A 23,412-nucleotide genomic window follows, 5' to 3' on the forward strand; every position below is an offset into this window, starting at 1 on the left:
CAGTGCTTACAGCGTTTAAAAAGTCTGTGTTGATCCTGCCCGCTGCCTGTTCAGTTGCCGTACGCAAGCTGTGGATGAAACGGATGGTTATCCACAGGGGCGGTTATCATCCGTTTTATCACCGGGTTATGGACTGGGCTTAGGCCGGGTTTTCCACAGGGCTTAGCCGAGTAAATAAATGGATTGGTGAGCCTATTTCGTCCAGGCGAATACCTGCCTGGATGGCATAAGTTGGGATTTCGGGACGTAGGATGGGTTAGGCGCAGGGAGGGTATTGCGGATGCGGCGCATGATTCGATGCGGCGTAACCCATCAAAGTCATGATGGGTTACGCGATGCGGGGGGATTTGTGTTGCTTGCAGATTTGGGGTTCTGCGTCGCTAACCCATCCTACTTGCCGATGCAGAAGCTGGAGAAGATCCGCCCCAGCAGGTCATCGGAGCTGAAGGCACCGGTGATTTCGCCCAGCGCTTGCTGAGCCATGCGCAGGTCTTCGGCGAGCAGTTCGCCGGCACCTGCCAGGGTCAACTGGGCGTGGCCATGCTCGAGGTACGTTTCGGCCTGACGCAGTGCTTCCAGGTGACGTCGGCGCGCGCTGAAGCTGCTTTCGGCGGTCTGCTCATAGCCCATGCAGGCTTTCAGGTGTTCGCGCAGCAGGTCCAGGCCTTCTGTCGATTTGGCCGAGAGGCTGATGGTTATGTGGCCGTCGTTGCACACTTCCAGCGCCACTGGCTCGCCAGACAGATCGGCCTTGTTGCGGATCAGGGTGACCTTGGCCGGGTCGGGCCGTTGGGCGAGAAACTCCGGCCACAGGGCAAAGGGATCATCGGCTTCGGGGGCCGTGGCATCCACCACCAGCAGGATGCGGTCGGCTTCGCCAATGGCCTTCAGCGCGCGCTCGACGCCAATTTTTTCGACCTGGTCGGAGGTCGTGCGCAGGCCGGCGGTGTCGACCACATGCAGCGGCATACCATCGATGTGGATATGTTCGCGCAGCACGTCGCGGGTGGTGCCGGCGATTTCGGTGACGATGGCCGCTTCACGCCCGGCCAGGGCATTGAGCAGGCTGGATTTACCGGCATTTGGCCGGCCGGCGATCACCACCGTCATGCCATCGCGCAGTAGGGCGCCTTGCCCGGCTTCGCGCAGCACGCCAGCCAGGTCGGCCCGTACCGCTTGCAACTGGCTAAGCACGTGGCCATCGGCAAGAAAGTCGATTTCCTCCTCGGGGAAATCGATCGCTGCTTCGACGTAGATGCGCAGGTTGATCAGGTGCTCGGTCAAGCCATGCACACGTTGTGAAAAGGCGCCTTGCAAGGAGCGCAGAGCATTGCGCGCCGCCTGCTCGGAACTCGCTTCGATGAGGTCGGCAATCGCCTCGGCCTGGGCCAGGTCGAGCTTGTCATTGAGAAAGGCGCGTTCGCTGAATTCGCCAGGCCGGGCCAGGCGCGCGCCGAGTTGCAAGCAGCGACGCAGCAGCAGGTCCAATACCACTGGCCCGCCATGCCCTTGCAGCTCCAGAACATCCTCGCCGGTAAACGAATTCGGCCCCGGAAAGTACAAGGCCAATCCTTCATCGAGCACCTGTTCGGCACTGGCGAAAAAGGGTCCGTAGTGGGCATAGCGCGGTTTCAGTTCGCGCTGGCAAACAGCCTGGGCCAGTTGCCCGGCCAGAGGACCGGAAATACGCACGATACCGACACCGCCACGGCCTTGGGCGGTGGCAACGGCGGCGATGGTTTCACGGGCTGTTTGCATGATGATCTCCGAATGCTGGATAGCAAGACGCCCCACTGCGGGGGCGTCTTTTTAGAGCTTAGAGGCTGTCGCGGGTTAAGCGGCGGCGGCCTTCGCGGCAGCTTCGATCTTGCGGGTAATGTACCACTGCTGCGCGATCGACAAGACGTTGTTGACCACCCAGTACAGCACCAGACCGGCAGGGAACCAGAGGAAGAAGAAGGTGAAGATGATCGGCATCAGCTTCAACACCTTGGCCTGCATCGGGTCCGGTGGCGTCGGGTTGAGCTGCTGCTGGATAAACATGGTGGCGCCCATGATGATCGGCAGGATAAAGAACGGGTCCTTGATCGACAGGTCGGTTATCCACAGCAGCCATGGGGCTTGACGCATTTCCACGGATTCCAGCAGCACCCAGTAGAGCGCGAGGAAGACCGGCATTTGTACCAGAATCGGCAAGCAACCCCCGAGCGGGTTGATCTTTTCCTTCTTGTACAACTCCATCATCGCCTGGGACATCTTCTGGCGATCATCGCCGAATTGCTCTTTCAGTGCCGCCAGCTTGGGCGATACCGCACGCATACGGGCCATCGATTTGTAACTGGCAGCCGACAGCGGGAAGAAGATCAACTTGATGATGATGGTCAGAACGATGATCGACCAGCCCCAGTTACCCAGCAGGCTATGGATATGTTCCAGCAACCAGAAGATCGGTTGGGCGAGGAACCACAGAATGCCGTAGTCGACGGTCAGCTCCAGGCCTGGCGACAAGGTTTTCAGGTGACCCTGCAGCTTAGGGCCGGCATACAGGATGGCGCTAATTTCTGCCTTGGCGCCCGGTTCAACCTGAACAGCCTGGCCGGTGTAGCCGACGATGTAGTTACCCTGGCTATCCTTGCGGGTTTGCACCTGGTTGGTGCTGTCGCTCGTCGGAATCCACGCGGTCACGAAGTAGTGTTGCAACCAGGCAACCCAGCCACCTTGTACGGTTTCCTTGATCGGCTGCTTGTCGATGTCCTTCATCGAGACTTTTTTGTAGGGCTCTTCTGCTGTCCACAGTGCGCCACCCAGGTAAGTCGCAGTACCTGTGGCGGTGGTCGACGATGGGTCGCCACTGGCGTCACGCTTGAGCTGGGCGTACATGTTGCCGCTCCAAGCTTGTGCGCTTTGGTTGTCGATCAGGTAAGCGATGTTGATCTGGTAAGAAGCAGGGTCCACACAACCGGGCTTTTTCAGCTGTTGTTCGCTGGTCGAGCACTGTGCATTCAGACCGCGGGTGAAGGTGAAACGCTTGATGTAGTTGACGCCACCTTCGCTCAACGTCAGGTCGACGACCAACTGCTCCTGACCTTCAGCCAATCGGTACTCTTGCTGCGCACTGCTCCACAGTGCCCGTCCGCTGGATTTGTCCGGAGCATTGCTGCCAATCAGGCCGCTCTGTGCCAGGTAGGTCCGCTCAGTGCCGTTATCGAATAACTGAAACGGTACATCCGGACGATCCTGACGACGTGGATACTGCGGCAACTGCAGTTGCACGATATCGCCACCGCGGGGATCGATAGCCAAATCAAGCACATCGGTCTTTACCCGGATCAGCTGGTCGCTGACGGCCACAGGCGCGACCGCGCTCCCTTCACTGGTTTCTGCATTGGCCGTAGGTACGTCATCACTGCTGTTGGCAGTTGCGACATCACTGTCTGGCAGGCTCGGAACGCTAGTGGTGGCTGCGGCGGTCTGAGTCGGCAGAGGAGCCTGACCGTAGTCCTGGTTCCACTGGAGAACCATCATATAGGACACGATTGCCAGGGCGACGATCAGGATCGAACGTTGGATATCCATGATTATTCGGCCATCGAAGAGGATCGGGAGTTTTTCGCGGGGGGAACCGGATCGTAGCCACCGGGATTCCACGGGTGACAGCGGCCGAGCCGACGCAAGGTCAGCCAACCACCACGCACAAAACCATGATGCTCGATGGCTTCGTGCGCGTAGCAAGAACAGCTTGGGTAGAAACGACAATGGCTGGCCATCAGCGGGCTGATGGCATAGCGATAAACCTGGATTGCAGCTAAGGCCAGTTTACGCATGGGGACTGTCGTTCACCCCAGGTTGAGCATTGGTCTCCGGGCTTGGCTTACTGCGCGCCAGGCGCTTCCAGAGTTTGCCGAACTGCTGAGCGAGTTCGGCATTCTGCAGATCGCCTAATCCCTTACGCGCAACCACTACGATGTCCCAGCCGACCAAGTTGTCTTGGTTCAGGCGGAACGATTCGCGGATCTGGCGTTTCAGGCGGTTGCGCTCAACCGAGAGCTTGACGCTCTTCTTGCCGATCACCAAACCCAAGCGGGGATGATCGAGCTCGTTGTTGCGCGCGAGCAGCAGGACATTTTTGCCCGGAGCTTTGCCGCTAGGGGAGTCGAAGACTGCCTTGAATTGCCGGGGAGTTAGCAGACGCTTTTCCCGACTGAAGTCTCGACTCACCACAAGACCGAAATTTAGACGGCGAGACGCTTACGGCCCTTGGCGCGGCGACGCGACAGGACAGCACGGCCGTTCTTGGTGGCCATGCGAGCACGGAAACCGTGGGTGCGAGCGCGTTTGATAGTGCTGGGTTGGAAAGTACGTTTCATGGTGCGGTACCTGGGTGGTCGACTACGGGCCGGAATGGCCCCCGTTTTAAGAGACCGGCGATTGTAGAGAAAGCCGAGGGTCAGGTCAATTTCCAACCAGCCCCTTATTCGTAGATAAGAAATATAAAGAAGAGAATATTTAAAGATGTTTTGTAATGCTTGTAATACTTAGCACCCAGGCTGCCTGTGTATAACCCTCTGTAGCTGCCTGTTTACGAGGCTTACAGGGTTTAGTAAGTCTGTCGAAAAGCGGTGCTGCGGCTGTGTGATTGCGGCGCATAAGCTGAGGATGAAACGCGGTTTTACCCACAGGCAGGTTTTCCACTGCGTTTCACCCAGGCTTATCCCCTGCCCTGCGGTGCGCTTATCCACAGACTTTAGTCGTACTCGATCCATTGCCTGAAAAGCCATTAACACCTTGATTTTCCTTGTGCTGGATGGCCATTTCGTGTGGATAACTCAGGCCTCGGCGGCTACAATGAGGGCTGTTTTTTGCCTCGCCGGCTTCCGATTTAGGGGATATACGTGTCCGTGGAACTTTGGCAGCAGTGCGTGGAGCTTCTACGCGATGAACTGCCTGCTCAGCAATTCAATACCTGGATCCGTCCACTGCAGGTCGAAGCCGAAGGCGACGAGCTTCGTGTCTATGCGCCGAATCGTTTCGTACTCGATTGGGTCAATGAAAAATATTTGAGCCGTCTGCTGGAATTGTTGTCCGAGCGGACCAATGGTCTGGTGCCGGCGCTCTCCTTATTAATAGGCAGCAAACGCAGCGCCGCTCCGCGAGTGGCGGCAAGCCCTGTGCAAAGCGTGAGCAGCAGCCCGATCGCCGCGCCTCAACAGCAGGCGTATGCGCAGGCAGAACCTTCGCGTTCCAGTTTTGATCCCATGGCCGGCGCCGCAGCCCCAGTGGCGCCCACGCGCACCGAACGTTCTGTGCAGGTGGAGGGTGCACTCAAGCACACCAGCTACCTCAACCGCACCTTTACCTTCGATAACTTCGTAGAAGGTAAATCCAACCAGCTGGCCCGCGCGGCGGCTTGGCAAGTGGCAGACAACCCCAAGCACGGTTACAACCCGTTGTTCCTGTATGGCGGCGTGGGTTTGGGTAAAACCCACTTGATGCATGCGGTGGGCAACCATCTGCTGGCCAAGAATCCGAATGCCAAGGTGGTCTACCTGCATTCCGAGCGGTTTGTGGCGGACATGGTCAAGGCGTTGCAGTTGAATGCGATTAACGAATTCAAGCGTTTCTACCGTTCGGTGGATGCGCTGCTGATCGACGACATCCAGTTCTTCGCCAAGAAGGAACGCTCCCAGGAGGAATTCTTCCACACCTTCAATGCCCTGCTCGAGGGTGGCCAGCAGGTGATTCTCACCAGTGATCGCTACCCGAAAGAAATCGAAGGGCTGGAGGAGCGTTTGAAATCGCGCTTCGGTTGGGGCCTGACCGTCGCGGTTGAACCGCCGGAGTTGGAAACCCGGGTGGCGATTCTGATGAAGAAGGCCGACCAGGCCAAAGTCGATCTGCCGCATGACGCCGCATTCTTTATCGCCCAGCGTATTCGCTCCAACGTGCGTGAGCTGGAAGGTGCGTTGAAGCGGGTGATTGCTCACTCGCACTTCATGGGCCGCGACATTACCATCGAGCTGATTCGCGAATCGCTGAAGGATCTGTTGGCGCTGCAAGACAAACTGGTGAGCATCGACAATATTCAGCGCACTGTCGCCGAGTACTACAAGATCAAGATCTCCGACCTGCTGTCCAAGCGCCGCTCACGCTCTGTGGCGCGACCGCGGCAAGTGGCGATGGCGTTATCCAAGGAGCTGACCAATCACAGCTTGCCGGAGATTGGCGATGCCTTCGGCGGTCGCGATCACACCACGGTATTGCATGCTTGCCGTAAGATTGCTGAACTTAGGGAATCCGACGCGGACATCCGCGAGGACTACAAGAATCTGCTGCGTACACTGACCACTTAATACGCAACTCCACGAGGCAAGGGACTAGACCATGCATTTCACCATTCAACGCGAAGCCCTGTTGAAACCCCTGCAACTGGTCGCCGGCGTCGTGGAACGCCGCCAGACCTTGCCGGTTCTGTCTAACGTGCTGCTGGTCGTTGAAGGCCAGCAACTTTCCCTCACGGGAACCGACCTGGAAGTGGAATTGGTCGGGCGCGTGACCCTCGAAGACGCCGCTGAGCCGGGCGAGATCACCGTACCGGCGCGCAAGCTGATGGATATTTGCAAGAGCTTGCCAAGCGATGCGCTGATCGATATTCGCGTTGACGAGCAGAAGCTGCTGGTCAAAGCCGGTCGCAGCCGTTTCTCGCTCTCGACGTTGCCGGCTAACGATTTTCCGACGGTTGAAGAGGGTCCAGGCTCGCTGACCTTCAGCCTGGTGCAAAGTAAGCTGCGTCGGCTGATCGAGCGCACCAGCTTTGCCATGGCCCAGCAGGACGTGCGTTATTACCTCAATGGCATGCTGCTGGAAGTGCAGAGCGGCATATTGCGCGCCGTGGCCACCGACGGTCACCGCCTGGCCATGTGCTCCATGGAAGCGGCGATCGAACAGGTCGAACGTCATCAGGTGATCGTGCCGCGTAAGGGCATTCTCGAACTGGCGCGTTTGCTCACCGAACAGGATGGCAGCGTCAGCATCGTCCTGGGTCAGCACCACATTCGGGCGACCACGGGTGAATTCACCTTCACCTCCAAGCTGGTCGATGGCAAGTTCCCCGACTACGAGCGCGTATTGCCGCGCGGCGGCGACAAGCTGGTGGTGGCCGATCGTCAGGGGCTGCGCGAAGCGTTTAGCCGCACGGCGATTCTGTCCAACGAGAAGTACCGCGGGATTCGTTTGCAGCTGGCCGCTGGCCTGTTGAAAATTCAGGCGAACAACCCGGAACAGGAAGAAGCGGAAGAAGAAATTGCCGTGGATTACAACGGCAGCGCGTTGGAAATCGGTTTCAACGTCAGCTACCTGCTGGATGTGCTGGGCGTGATGACCACCGATCAGGTGCGTCTGATCCTGTCCGACGCGAACAGCAGCGCATTGGTCCAGGAAGCCGACAACGACGATTCCGCCTATGTCGTGATGCCTATGCGTTTGTAACCCATTAATGTCTTTATCCCGCGTTACGGTCACCGCGGTGCGCAATCTGCACCCGGTGACCCTCTCCCCCTCCCCGCGTATCAATATCCTCCACGGCGCTAATGGCAGCGGCAAAACCAGTTTGCTGGAAGCCATTCATCTGCTGGGCCTGGCGCGTTCCTTTCGCAGTGCTCGCTTACTCCCGGTGATTCAGTACGAGCAACTTGCCTGTACGGTCTTCGGCCAGGTGCAGTTGGCCGACGGCCGGCAAAGCAGCTTAGGGATTTCCCGTGATCGGCAGGGTGAATTCCAGATTCGTATCGACGGGCAGAGTGCGCGCAGTGCGGCGCAACTGGCTGAAACGCTGCCACTGCAACTGATCAATCCCGACAGTTTCCGCTTACTGGAGGGTGCACCGAAAATTCGCCGGCAGTTTCTCGACTGGGGAGTGTTCCACGTGGAACCTCGCTTTTTGCCGGCCTGGCAGCGCCTGCAGAAGGCCCTGCGACAGCGGAACTCGTGGCTACGGCATGGTACACTTGACGCCGCTTCGCAGGCGGCCTGGGACCGTGAACTGTGCCTTGCCAGCGATGAGATTGACGCTTATCGGCGAGCTTATATCCAGGCGTTGAAACCGGTTTTTGAGCAGACCTTGAGTGAGCTGGTCGAGTTGCAGGGGTTAACCCTTAGCTACTATCGCGGCTGGGATAAGGAGCGTGAGTTGAGTGAGGTGCTGGCCACTTCCCTCTCCCGCGATCAACAAATTGGTCATACCCAGGCTGGCCCACAGCGCGCCGATCTCCGGTTACGCTTGGCAGCCCACAATGCGGCAGAAATTTTGTCCCGAGGCCAACAGAAGTTGGTGGTATGTGCCCTGCGCATTGCCCAGGGCCATTTAGTGGACCAGGCCAAGCGCGGTCAGTGCATTTATCTGGTGGATGACTTGCCGTCAGAACTGGATGAGCAGCATCGCCGCGCATTGTGTCGTTTGTTAGAAGACTTGCACTGCCAGGTGTTCATCACCTGTGTAGACCATGAATTGTTGAGGGAAGGCTGGCGCACGGATACGCCAGTTGCCATGTTCCACGTGGAACATGGCTGTATCACCCAGACCCACGACCACCGGGAGTGAAGGCATGAGCGAAAACCAAACGTACGACTCCAATAACATTAAGGTCTTGAAAGGCCTGGATGCCGTACGCAAGCGACCTGGCATGTACATCGGCGATACCGACGATGGCAGCGGTCTGCACCACATGGTCTTCGAGGTGGTCGACAACTCGATTGACGAAGCTTTGGCCGGTCATTGCAGCGAAATCACCATCACCATCCACCCGGATGAGTCGATCAGTGTGCGCGACAACGGTCGTGGTATCCCGGTGGATATGCACAAGGAAGAAGGCGTTTCCGCTGCCGAAGTGATCATGACCGTGCTGCACGCCGGCGGTAAGTTCGATGACAACAGCTACAAGGTCTCGGGCGGCCTGCACGGCGTAGGTGTTTCCGTGGTCAACGCGTTGTCTAAGGAACTGATCCTGACCATCCGCCGTAGCGGCAAGATCTGGGAACAGACCTACGTGCATGGCGTGCCTCAGGCACCGATTGCCACGGTTGGCGACAGTGATGTCACCGGCACGCAGATTCACTTCAAACCGTCCGAAGACACCTTTGCCAACATCCATTTCAGTTGGGACATCCTGGCCAAGCGCCTGCGCGAGCTATCGTTCCTCAACTCCGGCGTCGGCATTTTCCTCAAAGACGAGCGCAGCGGTAAGGAAGAACTGTTCAAGTACGAAGGTGGCTTGCGGGCCTTCGTTGAATACCTCAACCACAACAAGACCCCGGTCAACCAGGTGTTCCACTTCACCGTGCAGCGTGAAGACGGTGTTGGTGTCGAAGTCGCCCTGCAGTGGAACGACAGCTTCAACGAGAACCTGCTGTGCTTCACCAACAACATTCCGCAGCGCGATGGCGGCACCCATTTGGCCGGCTTCCGTTCGGCATTGACGCGTAACCTGAACACCTACATCGAGCAGGAAGGCCTGGCCAAGAAGCACAAGATCGCCACCACCGGTGACGATGCCCGTGAAGGCCTGACCGCGATTATTTCGGTAAAAGTACCGGACCCGAAATTCAGTTCGCAGACCAAAGACAAGCTGGTGTCCTCCGAGGTGAAAACCGCGGTGGAACAGGAGATGGGCAAATACTTCTCCGACTTCCTGTTGGAAAACCCCAACGAAGCCAAGGCTGTGGTCGGCAAGATGATCGACGCCGCGCGTGCCCGCGAGGCCGCGCGTAAAGCCCGTGAAATGACCCGTCGCAAGGGTGCCCTGGATATCGCCGGGCTGCCGGGCAAACTGGCCGACTGCCAGGAGAAAGACCCTGCCCTGTCCGAGCTTTATATCGTGGAAGGGGACTCCGCGGGCGGCTCTGCCAAACAGGGCCGTAACCGCAAGACCCAGGCGATCCTGCCGCTCAAGGGCAAGATCCTCAACGTCGAGAAAGCCCGTTTCGACAAGATGATTTCCTCCCAGGAAGTTGGCACCCTGATCACCGCCCTGGGCTGTGGCATCGGCCGCGATGAGTACAACATCGACAAGCTGCGTTACCACAACATCATCATCATGACCGACGCCGACGTCGACGGTTCGCACATCCGTACCCTGCTGCTGACCTTCTTCTTCCGTCAGCTGCCGGAACTGGTCGAGCGCGGCTACATCTATATCGCCCAGCCGCCGCTGTACAAGGTCAAAAAGGGCAAGCAGGAGCAGTACATCAAGGACGACGAGGCCATGGAGGAATACATGACCCAGTCGGCCCTGGAAGACGCCAGCCTGCACGTCAACGAGAGCGCCCCAGGCCTGTCTGGCGAGTCGCTGGAGCGACTGGTCAATGACTACCGCCTGGTGATGAAGACCCTCAAGCGTTTGTCGCGTCTATACCCGATAGAACTGACCGAGCACTTCGTCTATCTGCCGAGCGTGAGCCTGGAACAACTGGCGGACAAGTCTGCCATGGACAGCTGGCTAGCCCTGTTCGATGCACGCCTGAAGACCATGGAGAAGTCCGGCCTGGTCTATAAGACCAGCCTGCGTGAAGACCATGAGCGTCACCTGTGGCTGCCAGAAGTCGAACTGATTTCCCACGGCAACTCCAGCTACATCACCTTCAATCGCGATTTCTTCTCCAGCAACGATTACAAGACCGTGACCAGTCTTGGCGATCAGCTCAACAGCTTGTTGGAAGATGGCGCCTATGTGCAGCGTGGCGAGCGCAAGAAGCCAGTGACTACCTTCAAGGAAGGCCTGAGCTGGCTGATGACCGAAAGCACCAAGCGTCACAGCATCCAGCGCTATAAAGGTCTCGGCGAAATGAACCCGGACCAATTGTGGGAAACCACCATGGACCCGGAAGTACGCCGCATGCTCAAGGTGCGTATCGAAGACGCGATTGCCGCGGATCAGATCTTCAATACCCTGATGGGCGATGAAGTCGAGCCGCGCCGTGACTTTATCGAGACCAACGCCTTGGCTGTTTCAAACCTGGACGTTTAAGGGTTTCGGCCAACGTTACTGGCGATTAGCCTGAAAAAGAAAAGCCCCTGTTGATAAGCATCAGCAGGGGCTTTTTCTTGGTAGATGATCGTGGGAGGCTTCCTTCCCTGTCGCTGAGCGACGATGAGCAGTGCTGGTCTGCCTTTGCAGATGCATATGCGCTCTGGGCCCCTCGTAGCAGGAAGGGGACGCCGCGAATGGTGTGTATCAACAGGCGTTAGTTCAGATGGCCGGCTTTTTAGTGCCTTGAAAAACTTATGCACGAATTGGTCAAACCACTGGCTGTCTAAAAAGCCGTATTAAATTAATGGCTTAGACGCATAAATGGCACTCTGCCGGTATTTTCTGCACAGCTTATCCACAGCTGGGCTCAGAGCACTTCAACCGAATCGCTAGGGACCGCATCTGCGTCCAGGGCGCCCATCTCGCGTTGTGCCTGGCTGACCCATTGGAAGGCCCGTTCGTTGAGTTCGGCAATCGCGCGAGGGCCGCTGCCTTCGGCGTACATGAGTGGACCGATCACCACCTGAATGGTGCCTGGGGTTTTTCGCCAGCCTTGCTTGGGCCAGAACTCGCCGGCGTTATGTGCCACTGGCAAAACCGGCAGGTTGGCGTTGACGGCCAAGGACGCACCGCCGCGGGAGAATTTACCGATCTGTCCAGTGGGGATTCGCGTGCCCTCGGGAAATACCAGTACCCAGGCGCCCTGCCCCAATCGCTCATGGCCCTGCTTGGCCAGTTGTTTGAGCGCGGCTTTGGGGTTGCTGCGGTCGATGGCGATCGGTTTGAGCATGGCCATCGCCCAGCCGAAGAACGGCACGTACAGCAGTTCGCGTTTCACCACTTGGCTCAAGGGCTCGAAAAATCCGGAGAGGAAGAAGGTTTCCCAGGTGCTTTGGTGTTTGGCCAGAATCACGCAGGGCTGCTCTGGGATATTTTCCAGGCCCTTGATCTCGTAGCGGATGCCGGCCACCACCTTGGCCAACCACACGGCGCAGCGACACCAGTTCTGGATAACGAAGCGGTAGCGTGCGCGGAACGGCAGAAAGGGCGCGACAAATACGCTGAGGATGCACCAGATGAACGCGCTGGCAGACAGCAACAGGTAAAAGAGAAAGGTTCTGAGGGCCTGCACTGTCGACATAGGAGCATTTACCGTCGCAGGCAGGGCCTGCTTTATCAGTGGAGAAGCTGTGCGGCAACCGCCGCCAGATCATCGAATACCAGAGTGCCCGCTGGCAATGGTTTGGCCAGAGTGCGTTCGCCCTTGCCGGTCTTTACCAGAATGGGCTGACAGTCGACGGCGCGCGCCGCTTCCAGGTCACCGCTACTGTCGCCAACAAACCACACGCCGCTCAGACTGACGCGGTAATGCGCGGCGATTTGCAGAAGCATACCGGGCTTGGGTTTGCGGCAGGCGCAGCCGTCATCCGGACCATGTGGACAATGCACGATTAGCCCCAGTTCGCCGCCTTGTTCTGCTACCAGTTGGCGTAACCGGGTGTGCATGGCTTCAAGCGCCGCCAGGTCATAGTAGCCACGGGCCAATCCAGATTGGTTGGTCGCCACGGCCACCGTCCAGCCCGCCTTGGACAACCGCGCAATGGCATCGACCGCGCCGGGCAGCGGAATCCATTCATCCAGGGTTTTGATGTAGGCGTCGGAGTCGTGATTGATCACGCCGTCGCGGTCGAGAATCAGTAGTTTCATCGGGTAATCCGTAACCGGATGGCGGTGATGGCCGCCACCCGGGGAAGGTGGTGATGGGTACACCTGCGCGGCCCGAGCCATCCTACGATCGGCTTAGCCGAGGACCGAGATATCGGCCACGCCGAGGAACAAGCCACGTAGCTTGGCCAGCAATGCATAACGGTTGGCGCGCACGTCCGGGTTCTCGGCATTCACCAGCACGGCTTCGAAGAAGCTGTCGACCGGCTCACGCAGGTTGGCCAGTTGCGTCAGCGCTGCGCTGTACTGTCGTGCCAAGGCCAACGGTTGCACGGCTTGGTCGGCTTGCTGGATCGCCGCGTTAAGGGCGAACTCGGCCGGGGTGTCGAAATAATGCGCTTCGACCTGGCTTGCCACCTTGCCTTCGGCCTTGCCCAGCAGGTTGGACACGCGCTTGTTGGCGGCGGCTAATGCGGCGGCTTGCGGCAGTTTGCGGAACAACTGCACCGCCTGCACGCGCTGGTCGAAGTCCAGCGGCGAGGTCGGGCTGACCGCACGCACGGCCTGGTACACGGCCACTTCGACGCCTTCGTCCTCATAACGGGCGCGTAGGCGGTCGAAGATAAAGTCCTGCACCTGGGGTGCCAGGCCGTCGGCCTTGATCTTGTCGCCGAACTGGCCGATGGCGAAGCCGACGGCTTCAATCAGGTCCAGATCCAGTTGCTTCTCGATCAGGATGCGCAGCACACCCAGGGCCGCACGACGCAGGGCGTAGGGGTCCTTGCTGCCGGTGGGCAGCATGCCGATGCCGAAGATCCCGACCAGGGTATCCAGCTTGTCGGCCAGGGCCACGGCGGCACCGGTCAGGGTGCTCGGCAGCTCGGCGCCGGCACCGCGTGGCATGTACTGCTCGTTCAGCGCCAGGGCGACGTCTTCGGCTTCGCCGTCATGCTTGGCGTAGTAGTAACCGGCGATGCCTTGCATTTCCGGGAATTCGCCAACCATCTCGCTGGCCAGGTCGCACTTGCAGAGGATACCGGCACGCGCAGCGCGGGTGGCGTCGCCACCGATGCGCTGGGCGATAAAACCGGCCAAGGCGGAGACCCGCTGGGCCTTGTCATAGACCGAGCCCAGCTGGGCCTGGAACACCACATTGGCCAGACGCTGGTTGAAGCTTTCCAGCTTCTGCTTCTTGTCCTGTTTGAAGAAGAACTCGGCGTCGGTCAGGCGCGGGCGCACCACCTTCTCGTTGCCGGAAATGATCTGCGCCGGGTCTTTGCTCTCGACGTTGGCCACGGTGATAAAGCGCGGCAGCAGCTTGCCGTTGGCGTCCAGCAGGCAGAAGTATTTCTGGTTGTCCTGCATGGTGGTGATCAGCGCTTCCTGCGGCACCTCGAGGAAGCGTTCCTCGAACGAGCAGACCAGCGGCACCGGCCACTCGACCAGGGCGCTGACTTCATCCAGCAACGCTGGCGGCACGATGGCCGTGCCCTGTTGCTCGGCGGCCAGTTGGTCGACACGGGCGGCGATCTGCGCGCGGCGCTCGGCGAAGTCGGCGATCACGTAGGCGCTGCGCAGCTCTTCGGCGTAACTGGCCGGAGCGCTGATGCGTACGTCATGGTTGGCGTGGAAGCGATGGCCGCGGGACACGCGGCCGGACTTCTGCGCGAGGATCTCGCAGTCGATCACCTGGTCACCGAACAGCATCACCAGCCACTGGCTTGGACGGACGAATTCGGTTTTGCGCGCGCCCCAGCGCATGCGCTTGGGAATTGGCAGCTCGTTGAGCGAGGTTTCCACAATGGCCGGCAGCAGGCCGGCGGCGGCCTGGCCCAGAATGCTCTGGCTGAATTTCAGCTTGGGGCCGCTCTGGTCGATCTGGCTCAGCTCAACGCCGCACTTCTTGGCGAAGCCCAATGCTGCTTGAGTCGGGTTGCCGTCCTTGTCGAACGCCGCCTGCACGGGCGGGCCGTCGAGGTTGACAGTGCGATCGGCTTGCTGCTCTTCAAGCTGCTCGATCAGCACGGCCAGACGGCGCGGTGCGGCGTAATAGCGCGTGGCGCTGTAGGACAGGCCGGCGGCTTTCAGGCCTTTTTCGATACCGGCGAGGAAGGCCTCACCGAGGGTTTTCAGGGCTTTTGGCGGCAGCTCTTCGGTGCCCAGTTCTACCAGGAAATCACGCGCACTCATTCTGCTGCCTCCAGCTTGGCCAATACTTCATCACGCAGGTCGGGGGTGGCGAGCGGGAAGCCGAGCTTGCGCCGCGCTTGCAGGTAGCTCTGCGCCACCGAGCGGGCCAGGGCGCGCACGCGCAGGATGTACTGCTGGCGCGCGGTCACCGAAATGGCGCGGCGCGCATCCAGCAGGTTGAAGGTGTGCGAGGCCTTGAGCACCATTTCGTAGGTCGGCAGCGGCAGCTCCAGCTCGATCAGGCGGTTGGCTTCGCTTTCATAGAAGTCGAACAGCTCGAAGAGTTTCTCGACGTTGGCGTGCTCGAAGTTGTAGGTCGACTGCTCCACCTCGTTCTGGTGGAACACATCGCCATAGGTGACCTTGCCGAACTGGCCGTCGGTCCACACCAGGTCGTACACCGAATCGACGCCCTGCAGGTACATGGCCAGGCGCTCGAGGCCGTAGGTGATCTCGCCGGTTACCGGGTAGCACTCGATGCCGCCGACCTGCTGGAAGTAGGTGAACTGGGTGACTTCCATACCGTTCAGCCAGATTTCCCAGCCCAGACCCCAGGCACCCAGGGTTGGCGATTCCCAGTTGTCTTCGACGAAACGGATGTCGTGTACCAGCGGGTCGATGCCGATGGCTTGCAGCGAGCCGAGGTACAGCTCCTGGAAGTTTTCCGGGTTGGGCTTGAGTACCACCTGGAACTGGTAATAGTGCTGCAGGCGGTTGGGGTTCTCGCCGTAGCGGCCGTCGGCCGGACGACGGGAAGGCTGCACGTAGGCGGCGTTCCAGGTCTCGGGGCCGATGGCACGCAGAAACGTGGCGGTGTGGAAGGTGCCGGCGCCCACTTCCATATCGTAGGGCTGCAACACCACACAGCCCTGCTCGGCCCAGTACTGTTGCAGGGCGAGGATCAAGTCTTGGAAGGTGCGCACGGCAGGCGTAGTCTGGCTCACGAATTTCACCCGTACTTTGGCGGCTTCAGAAAGTCCGCGAGTATACCGAAGCTTAGGGTCTGTTGCCGTTCCGTCGCGAGCCGCGTTGCCGCGCAAAATCTCGCCAGGCTAGGCGGAGGACGCAGGTAATGGACTAGCCGTCCGCGTGGTCCCTTGCCAAGTCCTCCAACACCGCATGGCGAGATTTTGCGCGCAACCCGAAGGGCCGGGCCTGTTTTAGCGCGATGCTGCGTTTCTCGACACTCATTTGGAACAACCAAACTTCGTGTCTCGTGCCTTGCCTCGCGCTAAAACAGGCTCCGGCGCGGCCGCGAACGAAACGACAACAGACCCTGGGAAAACCCGCATGCCACGCTGCTCTTGGTGCTCCGACGACCCGCTGTATATCACCTACCACGACCAGGAATGGGGCGTGCCGCAACGCGATCCCCAGGTGCTGTTCGAATTGCTGCTGCTCGAAGCCTTTCAGGCCGGCCTGTCGTGGATCACTGTGCTGAAGAAGCGCGAACGCTACCGCGAGGTGCTGTTCGGCTTCGATGTGCAGCGCCTGGCGGCGCTCACGGACGAGTACATCGAAGAAACCCTGATGCAGGACCCCGGCATCATCCGCAACCGCCTCAAGCTCCAGGCCGTGCGCAAGAACGCCCAGGCCTGGCTCAAGCTGGAAGACCCGGCGGCGCTGCTCTGGTCGTTTGTCGGCGGCGCGCCGAAGATCAATCACTTCAGCGAGCGCGGTCAGGTGCCGGCGGTCACTGCCGAGGCCGAGGCGATGAGCAAAGCGCTGAAAAAGGCCGGCTTCACCTTTGTCGGCCCGACTATCTGTTATGCCTATATGCAGGCTACCGGCATGGTCATGGATCACACCCTCGACTGCGACCGCTACGTGCAACTGACCAGCCGCTAGCTCTGGTGGTTACAATAAGCGCCTTTTGAACGGCTGGAGTTGCCTGTGGAAAAGCTCAAAGGTGCCCTGGTGGTGGGTTTTCTGCGTTTGTTCGCCTTGCTGCCGTGGCGCGCCGTACAGGCGGTGGGCGCAGCGATTGGCTGGTTGATGTGGAAGCTGCCGAACGGTTCACGCGAGGTTGCCAGCATCAACCTGCGCAAGTGCTTTCCCGAACTGGATGAGGCGGCGCACCAGCGCCTGCTGCGCCAAGCGCTGATGGATATCGGCCGAACCCTGACCGAAAGCGCCTGCGCCTGGATCTGGCCGGCGCAGAAATCCATCGGCCTGGTGCGTGAAGTCGAAGGCCTGGAGGTGCTGCAACAGGCATTGGCCAGTGGCAAGGGCGTGGTCGGCATCACCAGCCACCTGGGCAACTGGGAAGTGCTCAACCACTTCTACTGCGCGCAGTGCAAACCGATCATTTTCTACCGCCCGCCCAAGCTGAAAGCCGTCGACGACCTGCTGCGCCAACAACGCGTGCAACTGGGTAACCGCGTGGCGCCGTCGACCAAGGAAGGCATCCTCAGCGTCATCAAGGAAGTGCGCAAAGGCGGGGCCGTGGGCATTCCGGCCGATCCCGAGCCCAGCCGCTCCTCGGGGATCTTCGTGCCCTTCCTCGGTACCGAGGCGCTGACCAGCAAGTTCGTCGCCGGCATGCTCAGCGGCGGCAAGGCCTGCGGGGTGTTCCTGCATGCGCTGCGGCTGCCGGATGGCTCGGGCTTCAAGGTCATTCTGGAAGCTGCGCCGGAGGAGATGTACAGCACCGATACGGACACCGCGGTTGCCGCCATGAGCTCGGTGATCGAGCGTTATGTGCGGGCCTATCCGAGCCAGTACATGTGGAGCATGAAACGCTTCAAGAAACGCCCCGAAGGCGAAGCGAAGTGGTACTAGCCGGGTTATTCGTCGGTTGAGAAAGGCGCCTTTTTGGCGCCTTTTTATTGTTATTGCTGGGCGTTGCCAGCAATTTGCGCTATTAAAGCGACACCTTCCCGGTCGAGGATTGCCCTGCCCATGTCCAACCAGCGTCAGTACCCGCGTACGCCGATGAGGTGTCGGATCAAGATCTGTCACCCGAGTTTTGGTGAGCTGGTGGCACAAACCCGCGATCTGTCCGATGGCGGCGTTTACGTCAAACACCCGGCCTTGGCTGCCTTGCCGCAAGGCACCCTGGTCACTGGCCAGGTGCAGGATCTGCCGATCGAGGCGCCGGTGTTGCAGATGGAAGTGATGCGGGTCGACAGCGAAGGCGTGGGCCTGCGGTTTACCGAGCGCTGACCAGCCGTCTGCTGAGTCGGAAAAACCTACCTCGTCGGTCAAGAAATCGTTAGAATGCCGCGCGCCGTGAATCTGCTCGGGCGCAGCAATGGGTTCCCTAACCCCATCCCACTCAAAAAGGACATGCCATGCCACCAATCACGTCTTCGATCCGGCGCTCGGCCCTGGCCAGCCTGATCGCGTTCCACATCCTCATCATCATCGCCAGCAACTACCTGGTGCAGCTGCCCATGACCCTGTTCGGTTGGCAGACCACCTGGGGTGCGTTCAGCTTCCCGTTCATCTTTCTGGCCACCGATCTGACCGTCCGCCTGCTGGGCAAGACGCCCGCGCGGCAGGTCATCGCACGGGTCATGTTGCCGGCGCTGCTGGCGTCCTATGTGGTGTCGGTGCTGTTCTACGAGGCGCGCTTCGCCGGTTTTGCCGCATTGGCCGAGTTCAACGGCTTTGTCTTGCGTATCGCCTTGGCCAGCTTCCTGGCCTACGTGTTGGGGCAGTTGCTGGATATCCAGGTGTTCGACCGCCTGCGCCAACTGCGCCAGTGGTGGATTGCCCCGGCGGCGTCGACCGTCTTGGGCAACCTGCTGGATACCTTTGCGTTCTTCTCGATTGCCTTCTGGCAGAGCAGCGACCCGTTTATGGCCGAGCACTGGGTGGAGATCGCCAGTGTCGATTACGCGGTCAAGCTGGCGGTCAGCCTGATGCTCTTCGTGCCGCTCTACGGCGTGCTGCTCAGCGCCATTGCCCGTGCGCTGTCGCGGCGCCCCGCGCTGTCCTGACGCGGCGTCAGGCGTGCTTGTCGAGCTTGCGCAGAAACACCGTCATTTCCTTTTCCGCCTGTTTGTCGCCATGCCCGCGGGCGGCTTGTAAGCCCTGCTCCCAGGCCTGGCGTGCGGCTGCCAGGTCGCCGCTGGCCTGCCGCGCCTTGCCGAGCAGTTTCCACGCCGCCGAGTAGTTCGGGTCGAAACCCACGCAGCGTTGCAGGTGTTCGGCGGCGCGGGCGAACTCGCCCGCATCCAGGTAGCCCTTGCCCAGGCCAAAGCGCAACAGGGCATTGTCGACGCCCTTGGCGAGCATGTTTTCCAAGGATTCGAGCATCGCGGCCTCGCTGTTTAGAAAAACGTCAGGCCGACCTGGAACAGGCGCTCGGCATCGCGGATGTATTTCTTGTCGACCAGAAACAGGATCACATGGTCACCGGAAGCGATCACCGTGTCGTCGTGGGCGATCAGCACTTCTTCGTCGCGGATGATCGCGCCGATGGTGGTGCCCGGCGGCAAGGCGATGTCTTCGATGGCGCGGCCGACCACCTTGCTCGACTTGGCGTCGCCGTGGGCGATGGCTTCGATGGCTTCGGCGGCACCGCGGCGCAGCGAGTGCACGCTGACGATATCGCCGCGGCGCACGTGGGTCAGCAGGGTGCCGATGGTCGCCAGCTGCGGGCTGATGGCGATGTCGATCTCGCCGCCCTGCACCAGATCGACGTAGGCCGGGTTGTTGATGATGGTCATCACCTTGCGCGCGCCGAGGCGTTTGGCCAGCAAGGACGACATGATGTTGGCCTCGTCGTCGTTGGTCAGCGCGAGGAAGATATCGGCGTCGTTGATGTTCTCTTCCACCAGCAGGTCGCGATCCGAGGCGCTGCCCTGCAACACGATGGTGCTTTCCAGGTTTTCCGAGAGGTAGCGGCAACGTGCCGGGCTCATCTCGATGATCTTCACCTGGTAGCGGCTCTCGATGGCTTCGGCGAGGCGCTCGCCGATATGCCCGCCGCCGGCGATCACCACTTTCTTGTAGCTGTCTTCCATGCGCCGCATCTCGCTCATCACCGCGCGAATATTCGCCTTGGCGGCGATGAAGAACACTTCGTCGTCGGCCTCGATCAGCGTGTCGCCCTGCGGGATGATCGGCCGGTTGCGGCGGAAGATCGCCGCCACGCGGGTGTCGACATTCGGCATGTGTTCGCGCAGCTGGCGCAGTTGCTGGCCGACCAGCGGGCCGCCGTAGTAAGCCTTGACCGCCACCAGCTGAGCCTTGCCCTCGGCGAAGTCGATCACCTGCAAGGCGCCGGGGTATTCGATCAGGCGCTTGATGTAGTTGGTCACCACCTGCTCTGGGCTGATCAGCACATCGACCGGGATCGCTTCGTTGTCGAACAGGCCCGCGCGGGTCAGGTAGGCCGGCTCGCGCACCCGGGCGATTTTGGTCGGGGTGTGGAACAGGGTGTAGGCGACCTGACAGGCGATCATATTGATCTCGTCGCTGTTGGTCACCGCGATGAGCATGTCGGCATCGTCGGCGCCGGCCTGGCGCAGCACCGTGGGGAACGAGCCGCGGCCCTGCACGGTGCGGATATCCAAGCGGTCGCCGAGGTCGCGCAGGCGGTCGCCATCGGTGTCGACCACGGTGATGTCGTTGGCCTCGCTGGCCAGGTGTTCCGCCAGCGTGCCGCCCACCTGGCCGGCACCGAGGATGATGATCTTCACGTAATTGCTCCTGGTAGGGGTGGGCTTCAGCGCGCCTGACGACGCCAGCCGGCGAGTGTCGTTAACACGCGGCGATTTTGCTCAGCTTGGCATAGTAAAAGCCATCATGACCGTGCTCTTGCGCGAGCAATTGGCGGCCATGCGGCTGGGCCAGGCCGAAGGGGCCCGCAATCGTCAGCTCACGGGCGTCCGCGGTGCGGGCCAGGAAGGCTGCGATCACCTCGGTGTTTTCCGTGGGCAGGGTCGAGCAGGTGGCATACAGCAGGATGCCGCCGACTTCCAGGGTCTGCCACAGCGCATCGAGCAGCTCGCCCTGCAACTGCGCCAGCGCGACGATGTCCTCGGGTTGGCGCGTCAGCTTGATGTCTGGATGGCGACGAATCACCCCGGTGGCCGAGCACGGCGCGTCGAGGAGGATGCGCTGGAACGTCTGGCCGTCCCACCACTGCGCGAGCGCGCGGGCGTCGGCGGCGATCAGCTCGGCGTCGAGGTTCAGCCGCTTGAGGTTTTCGCGCACGCGCACCAGGCGCTTCTCTTCCAGGTCCACCGCGACCACGCCGGCCACGGCTGGCTCGACTTCGAGCAGGTGGCAGGTCTTGCCGCCCGGTGCGCAGCAGGCGTCCAGCACGCGCTGGCCGGGGGCCAGTTCGAGCAGCTCGGCGGCCAGTTGCGCGGCTTCGTCCTGCACACTGAGCCGGCCTTCGGCAAAGCCCGGCAGGCTGGTGACATCGCAGGCCTGCAGCAGGCGAATGCCATCGCGGCTGAAGGTGCAGGGTTCTGCTTCAAAACCGGCGCTGCGCAGTTCGCCCAGGTAGGCGTCGCGGCTGCCGAGGCGGCGGTTGACCCGCAGAATCAGCGGTGGGTGAGCGTTATTGGCGGCGCAGATGGCCTGCCAATGCTCCGGCCAGTGCGCTTTCAGGGCTTTCTGCAACCAGCGCGGGTGGGCGCTGTGCAGCACCGGGTCGCGGTCGAGGCTGGCAATAATGCTGTCGCCGTCACGCTGGGCATTGCGCAGCACGGCGTTGAGCAGGCCCTTGGCCGAGGATTTCTTCAGCTTGTCGGCGCAACCGACGGTTTCACTGATTGCCGCATGCGCGGGAATGCGCGTGTAGAACAGCTGGTACAGGCCAACCAGCAGCAGGGCTTCGATATCGCGGTCGGCGAGCGGTTTTTGCAGCAGCTTGTCCGCCAGCAGGGCCAGGCGCGGTTGCCAGCGCGCGGTGCCGAAGGCCAGGTCCTGAGCCAGGCCACGGTCACGGGCGTCGACCTTATCCAGCAGCGGCGGCAGGCTGCTGCCCAGCGAGGCCTTGCCATTGAGCACCACGGCCAGGGCGCGGGCGGCGGCGAGACGTGGGTTCATTGACCGAGTACCAGGCCTGGGGCGAACTGCTCGCGGCGGCTGTTGTACAGATCACTGAAGGCCAGGGCTTTGCCGCCGGGCAGTTGCAGGCGGGTCAGACGCAGCGCGCCTTCGCCACAGGCCACGGTCAGCCCGGATTTATCGGCGGCGAGGAGGCTGCCGGGCTTGCCCTGCCCTTCGCCCAGTTCAGCAGCATGTACCTTGAGTGCTTCGCCACCCAGCGTGCTATGGCAGATCGGCCAGGGATTGAAGGCGCGCACCAGGCGTTCCAGCTCGCTGGCCGGGCGGCTCCAGTCCAGGCGTGCTTCATCCTTGTTCAGTTTGTGCGCGTAGGTGGCCAGGCTGTCGTCCTGCACCTCGCCCTTGAGCGTGCCGGCGGCCAGGCCGCCGATGGCAGCGATCACCGCCTGCGGGCCGAGCGTGGCCAGGCGATCATGCAGGCTGCCGCCAGTATCTTCGGCACTGATCGGCGTGCTGACTTTCAGCAGCATCGGTCCGGTGTCCAGGCCGGCTTCCATCTGCATCACCGTCACGCCCGACTCGGCATCGCCGGCTTCGACCGCGCGCTGGATCGGTGCGGCGCCGCGCCAGCGTGGCAGCAAGGAGGCGTGACTGTTGATGCAACCCAGGCGCGGGGTATCCAGCACCACCTGCGGCAGGATCAGGCCGTAGGCCACCACCACCATCAGGTCCGCATCCAGGCTCTTGAGCTCGGCTTGGGCGGCGGAATCGCGCAGGGTTTGCGGCTGGTACACCGGGATGTCGTGCTGCAAGGCGAGCTGCTTGACCGGGCTGGGGCTGAGTTTCTGCCCGCGGCCGGCCGGGCGATCCGGCTGGCTGTAGACGGCAATGATCTGGTGTGGGGTGTCGAGCAGGGCCTTGAGGTGTTCGGCGGCGAATTCCGGGGTGCCGGCAAACACGATACGCAGTGCTTCAGTCATGGGGGCTCGCTAAAGAAAAAGGCTTGCCGTAGCAAGCCTTTGAAAGGTGTGGCTCAAGCCTGCTGGCGGTGTTGCTTTTCCAGCTTCTTCTTGATGCGGTCGCGTTTGAGCGTAGACAGGTAATCGACGAACAGCTTGCCGTTGAGGTGGTCGCATTCATGCTGGATGCACACCGCCAACAGGCCTTCGGCGATCAGCTCATAGGCCTGACCGTCGCGGTCCAGGGCCTTGATCTTGACCTTCTGCGGGCGGTCGACGTTTTCGTAGAAGCCCGGCACCGACAGACAGCCTTCCTGGTACTGATCCATGTCCTCGGTCAGTGGCTCGAACTCGGGGTTGATAAACACCCGTGGCTCGCTCTTGTCTTCCGACAAGTCCATCACCACCACCCGTTTGTGCACATTGACCTGGGTCGCGGCCAAACCAATGCCCGGTGCTTCATACATAGTTTCGAACATGTCATCGATCAGCTGACGCAAGGCGTCATCGACCACGTCCACCGGTTTAGCGATGGTGCGCAGGCGCGGATCGGGAAATTCGAGGATGTTTAAGATCGCCATAAGGGTTTGTGATGCACTTGTGGA

22 protein-coding genes are annotated in these 23,412 nt (G+C 60.7%); 8 read left to right on the plus strand and 14 right to left on the minus strand.

Features of this window, described 5'->3' with window-relative positions; genetic code table 11:
• Positions 1 to 390 precede the first annotated feature (390 nt).
• From mnmE to rpmH, 5 genes are all read right to left on the minus strand, one after another.
• Positions 391 to 1,758, minus strand: a complete 1,368-nt coding sequence (gene mnmE / locus B3M58_RS19060) for a tRNA uridine-5-carboxymethylaminomethyl(34) synthesis GTPase MnmE (RefSeq protein WP_296221489.1) — start codon at positions 1,756 to 1,758, stop codon at positions 391 to 393.
• Positions 1,759 to 1,833: 75 nt separating this feature from the next.
• Positions 1,834 to 3,576 carry a membrane protein insertase YidC gene (yidC, locus tag B3M58_RS19065; protein WP_296221493.1) on the minus strand — a complete coding sequence of 581 codons (1,743 nt, stop codon included), beginning with the start codon at positions 3,574 to 3,576 and terminating at the stop codon, positions 1,834 to 1,836.
• A 2-nt stretch (positions 3,577 to 3,578) separates the two neighbouring features.
• Positions 3,579 to 3,824, minus strand: coding sequence for a membrane protein insertion efficiency factor YidD (gene yidD, locus B3M58_RS19070; protein ID WP_296221495.1), 246 nt, complete (start codon positions 3,822 to 3,824; stop codon positions 3,579 to 3,581).
• Complete coding sequence (gene rnpA, locus B3M58_RS19075) at positions 3,817 to 4,221, minus strand: ribonuclease P protein component (protein ID WP_414704110.1); 405 nt, start codon at positions 4,219 to 4,221, stop codon at positions 3,817 to 3,819. Before rnpA ends, yidD begins: the two co-directional genes overlap by 8 nt.
• 11 nt (positions 4,222 to 4,232) lie before the next feature.
• Complete coding sequence (rpmH, locus tag B3M58_RS19080; protein ID WP_002551315.1) at positions 4,233 to 4,367, minus strand: 50S ribosomal protein L34; 135 nt, start codon at positions 4,365 to 4,367, stop codon at positions 4,233 to 4,235.
• Between the two features lie 525 nt (positions 4,368 to 4,892).
• Here rpmH and dnaA point away from each other — a divergent pair.
• Genes dnaA through gyrB form a run of 4 tightly spaced genes read left to right on the plus strand, consistent with a single transcriptional unit; the run spans position 4,893 to position 11,018 of the window.
• The gene (dnaA, locus tag B3M58_RS19085; protein ID WP_296221498.1) at positions 4,893 to 6,350 is read left to right on the plus strand and encodes a chromosomal replication initiator protein DnaA; all 1,458 of its coding nucleotides are present in this window, start codon (positions 4,893 to 4,895) and stop codon (positions 6,348 to 6,350) included.
• Between the two features lie 31 nt (positions 6,351 to 6,381).
• On the plus strand, positions 6,382 to 7,485 hold the full coding sequence (gene dnaN / locus B3M58_RS19090) for a DNA polymerase III subunit beta (protein ID WP_296221500.1): 1,104 nt from the start codon (positions 6,382 to 6,384) through the stop codon (positions 7,483 to 7,485).
• Positions 7,486 to 7,492: 7 nt separating this feature from the next.
• Positions 7,493 to 8,596 (plus strand): DNA replication/repair protein RecF, encoded by a 1,104-nt coding sequence (gene recF / locus B3M58_RS19095; RefSeq protein ID WP_296221502.1) that lies wholly within the window; start codon positions 7,493 to 7,495, stop codon positions 8,594 to 8,596.
• 4 nt (positions 8,597 to 8,600) lie between these two features.
• Positions 8,601 to 11,018 (plus strand): DNA topoisomerase (ATP-hydrolyzing) subunit B, encoded by a 2,418-nt coding sequence (gene gyrB, locus B3M58_RS19100; protein ID WP_296221505.1) that lies wholly within the window; start codon positions 8,601 to 8,603, stop codon positions 11,016 to 11,018.
• Positions 11,019 to 11,388: 370 nt separating this feature from the next.
• Here the strand turns inward: gyrB and B3M58_RS19105 are convergent, their stop codons facing one another.
• The 4 genes from B3M58_RS19105 to glyQ all read right to left on the minus strand — a co-directional run bounded on the left by B3M58_RS19105 (position 11,389) and on the right by glyQ (position 15,820).
• Positions 11,389 to 12,162, minus strand: a complete 774-nt coding sequence (locus B3M58_RS19105; RefSeq protein ID WP_296221507.1) for a lysophospholipid acyltransferase family protein — start codon at positions 12,160 to 12,162, stop codon at positions 11,389 to 11,391.
• A gap of 35 nt (positions 12,163 to 12,197) precedes the next feature.
• Positions 12,198 to 12,728, minus strand: coding sequence for a D-glycero-beta-D-manno-heptose 1,7-bisphosphate 7-phosphatase (gene gmhB, locus B3M58_RS19110; RefSeq protein WP_296221508.1), 531 nt, complete (start codon positions 12,726 to 12,728; stop codon positions 12,198 to 12,200).
• Between the two features lie 93 nt (positions 12,729 to 12,821).
• Positions 12,822 to 14,876 carry a glycine--tRNA ligase subunit beta gene (glyS, locus tag B3M58_RS19115; RefSeq protein WP_296221509.1) on the minus strand — a complete coding sequence of 685 codons (2,055 nt, stop codon included), beginning with the start codon at positions 14,874 to 14,876 and terminating at the stop codon, positions 12,822 to 12,824.
• Positions 14,873 to 15,820 carry a glycine--tRNA ligase subunit alpha gene (gene glyQ, locus B3M58_RS19120; RefSeq protein ID WP_296221510.1) on the minus strand — a complete coding sequence of 316 codons (948 nt, stop codon included), beginning with the start codon at positions 15,818 to 15,820 and terminating at the stop codon, positions 14,873 to 14,875. Before glyQ ends, glyS begins: the two co-directional genes overlap by 4 nt.
• Before the next feature lie 346 nt (positions 15,821 to 16,166).
• On the opposite strand from glyQ, the gene B3M58_RS19125 reads away from it, so the two are divergent.
• From B3M58_RS19125 to B3M58_RS19140, 4 genes are all read left to right on the plus strand, one after another.
• A complete protein-coding gene (locus B3M58_RS19125) occupies positions 16,167 to 16,724 on the plus strand; it encodes a DNA-3-methyladenine glycosylase I (protein WP_296221512.1) in 558 nt (185 codons plus the stop codon).
• Between the two features lie 45 nt (positions 16,725 to 16,769).
• Positions 16,770 to 17,657 (plus strand): lysophospholipid acyltransferase, encoded by an 888-nt coding sequence (locus B3M58_RS19130; RefSeq protein WP_296221513.1) that lies wholly within the window; start codon positions 16,770 to 16,772, stop codon positions 17,655 to 17,657.
• A 120-nt stretch (positions 17,658 to 17,777) separates the two neighbouring features.
• Positions 17,778 to 18,041 carry a PilZ domain-containing protein gene (locus B3M58_RS19135; RefSeq protein WP_296221515.1) on the plus strand — a complete coding sequence of 88 codons (264 nt, stop codon included), beginning with the start codon at positions 17,778 to 17,780 and terminating at the stop codon, positions 18,039 to 18,041.
• Between the two features lie 128 nt (positions 18,042 to 18,169).
• Positions 18,170 to 18,820: a 7-cyano-7-deazaguanine/7-aminomethyl-7-deazaguanine transporter gene (locus B3M58_RS19140; protein ID WP_296221516.1), complete on the plus strand. Its 651-nt coding sequence runs from the start codon at positions 18,170 to 18,172 to the stop codon at positions 18,818 to 18,820.
• 7 nt (positions 18,821 to 18,827) lie between these two features.
• Here the strand turns inward: B3M58_RS19140 and B3M58_RS19145 are convergent, their stop codons facing one another.
• The 5 genes from B3M58_RS19145 to def form a co-directional block, all read right to left on the minus strand.
• The gene (locus B3M58_RS19145) at positions 18,828 to 19,139 is read right to left on the minus strand and encodes a tetratricopeptide repeat protein (protein WP_296221517.1); all 312 of its coding nucleotides are present in this window, start codon (positions 19,137 to 19,139) and stop codon (positions 18,828 to 18,830) included.
• Positions 19,140 to 19,153: 14 nt separating this feature from the next.
• Positions 19,154 to 20,527, minus strand: coding sequence for a Trk system potassium transporter TrkA (trkA, locus tag B3M58_RS19150; protein ID WP_296221518.1), 1,374 nt, complete (start codon positions 20,525 to 20,527; stop codon positions 19,154 to 19,156).
• A gap of 61 nt (positions 20,528 to 20,588) precedes the next feature.
• Complete coding sequence (gene rsmB / locus B3M58_RS19155) at positions 20,589 to 21,887, minus strand: 16S rRNA (cytosine(967)-C(5))-methyltransferase RsmB (protein WP_296221520.1); 1,299 nt, start codon at positions 21,885 to 21,887, stop codon at positions 20,589 to 20,591.
• The gene (fmt, locus tag B3M58_RS19160; protein ID WP_296221522.1) at positions 21,884 to 22,828 is read right to left on the minus strand and encodes a methionyl-tRNA formyltransferase; all 945 of its coding nucleotides are present in this window, start codon (positions 22,826 to 22,828) and stop codon (positions 21,884 to 21,886) included. The genes rsmB and fmt overlap by 4 nt, the downstream gene beginning before the upstream one ends.
• 53 nt (positions 22,829 to 22,881) lie before the next feature.
• Positions 22,882 to 23,388 carry a peptide deformylase gene (gene def, locus B3M58_RS19165; RefSeq protein ID WP_296221524.1) on the minus strand — a complete coding sequence of 169 codons (507 nt, stop codon included), beginning with the start codon at positions 23,386 to 23,388 and terminating at the stop codon, positions 22,882 to 22,884.
• Positions 23,389 to 23,412: the final 24 nt, after the last annotated feature.

This window comes from Pseudomonas sp. UBA2684, assembly GCA_002354655.1.
In the GTDB taxonomy this organism is placed as follows: domain Bacteria; phylum Pseudomonadota; class Gammaproteobacteria; order Pseudomonadales; family Pseudomonadaceae; genus Aquipseudomonas.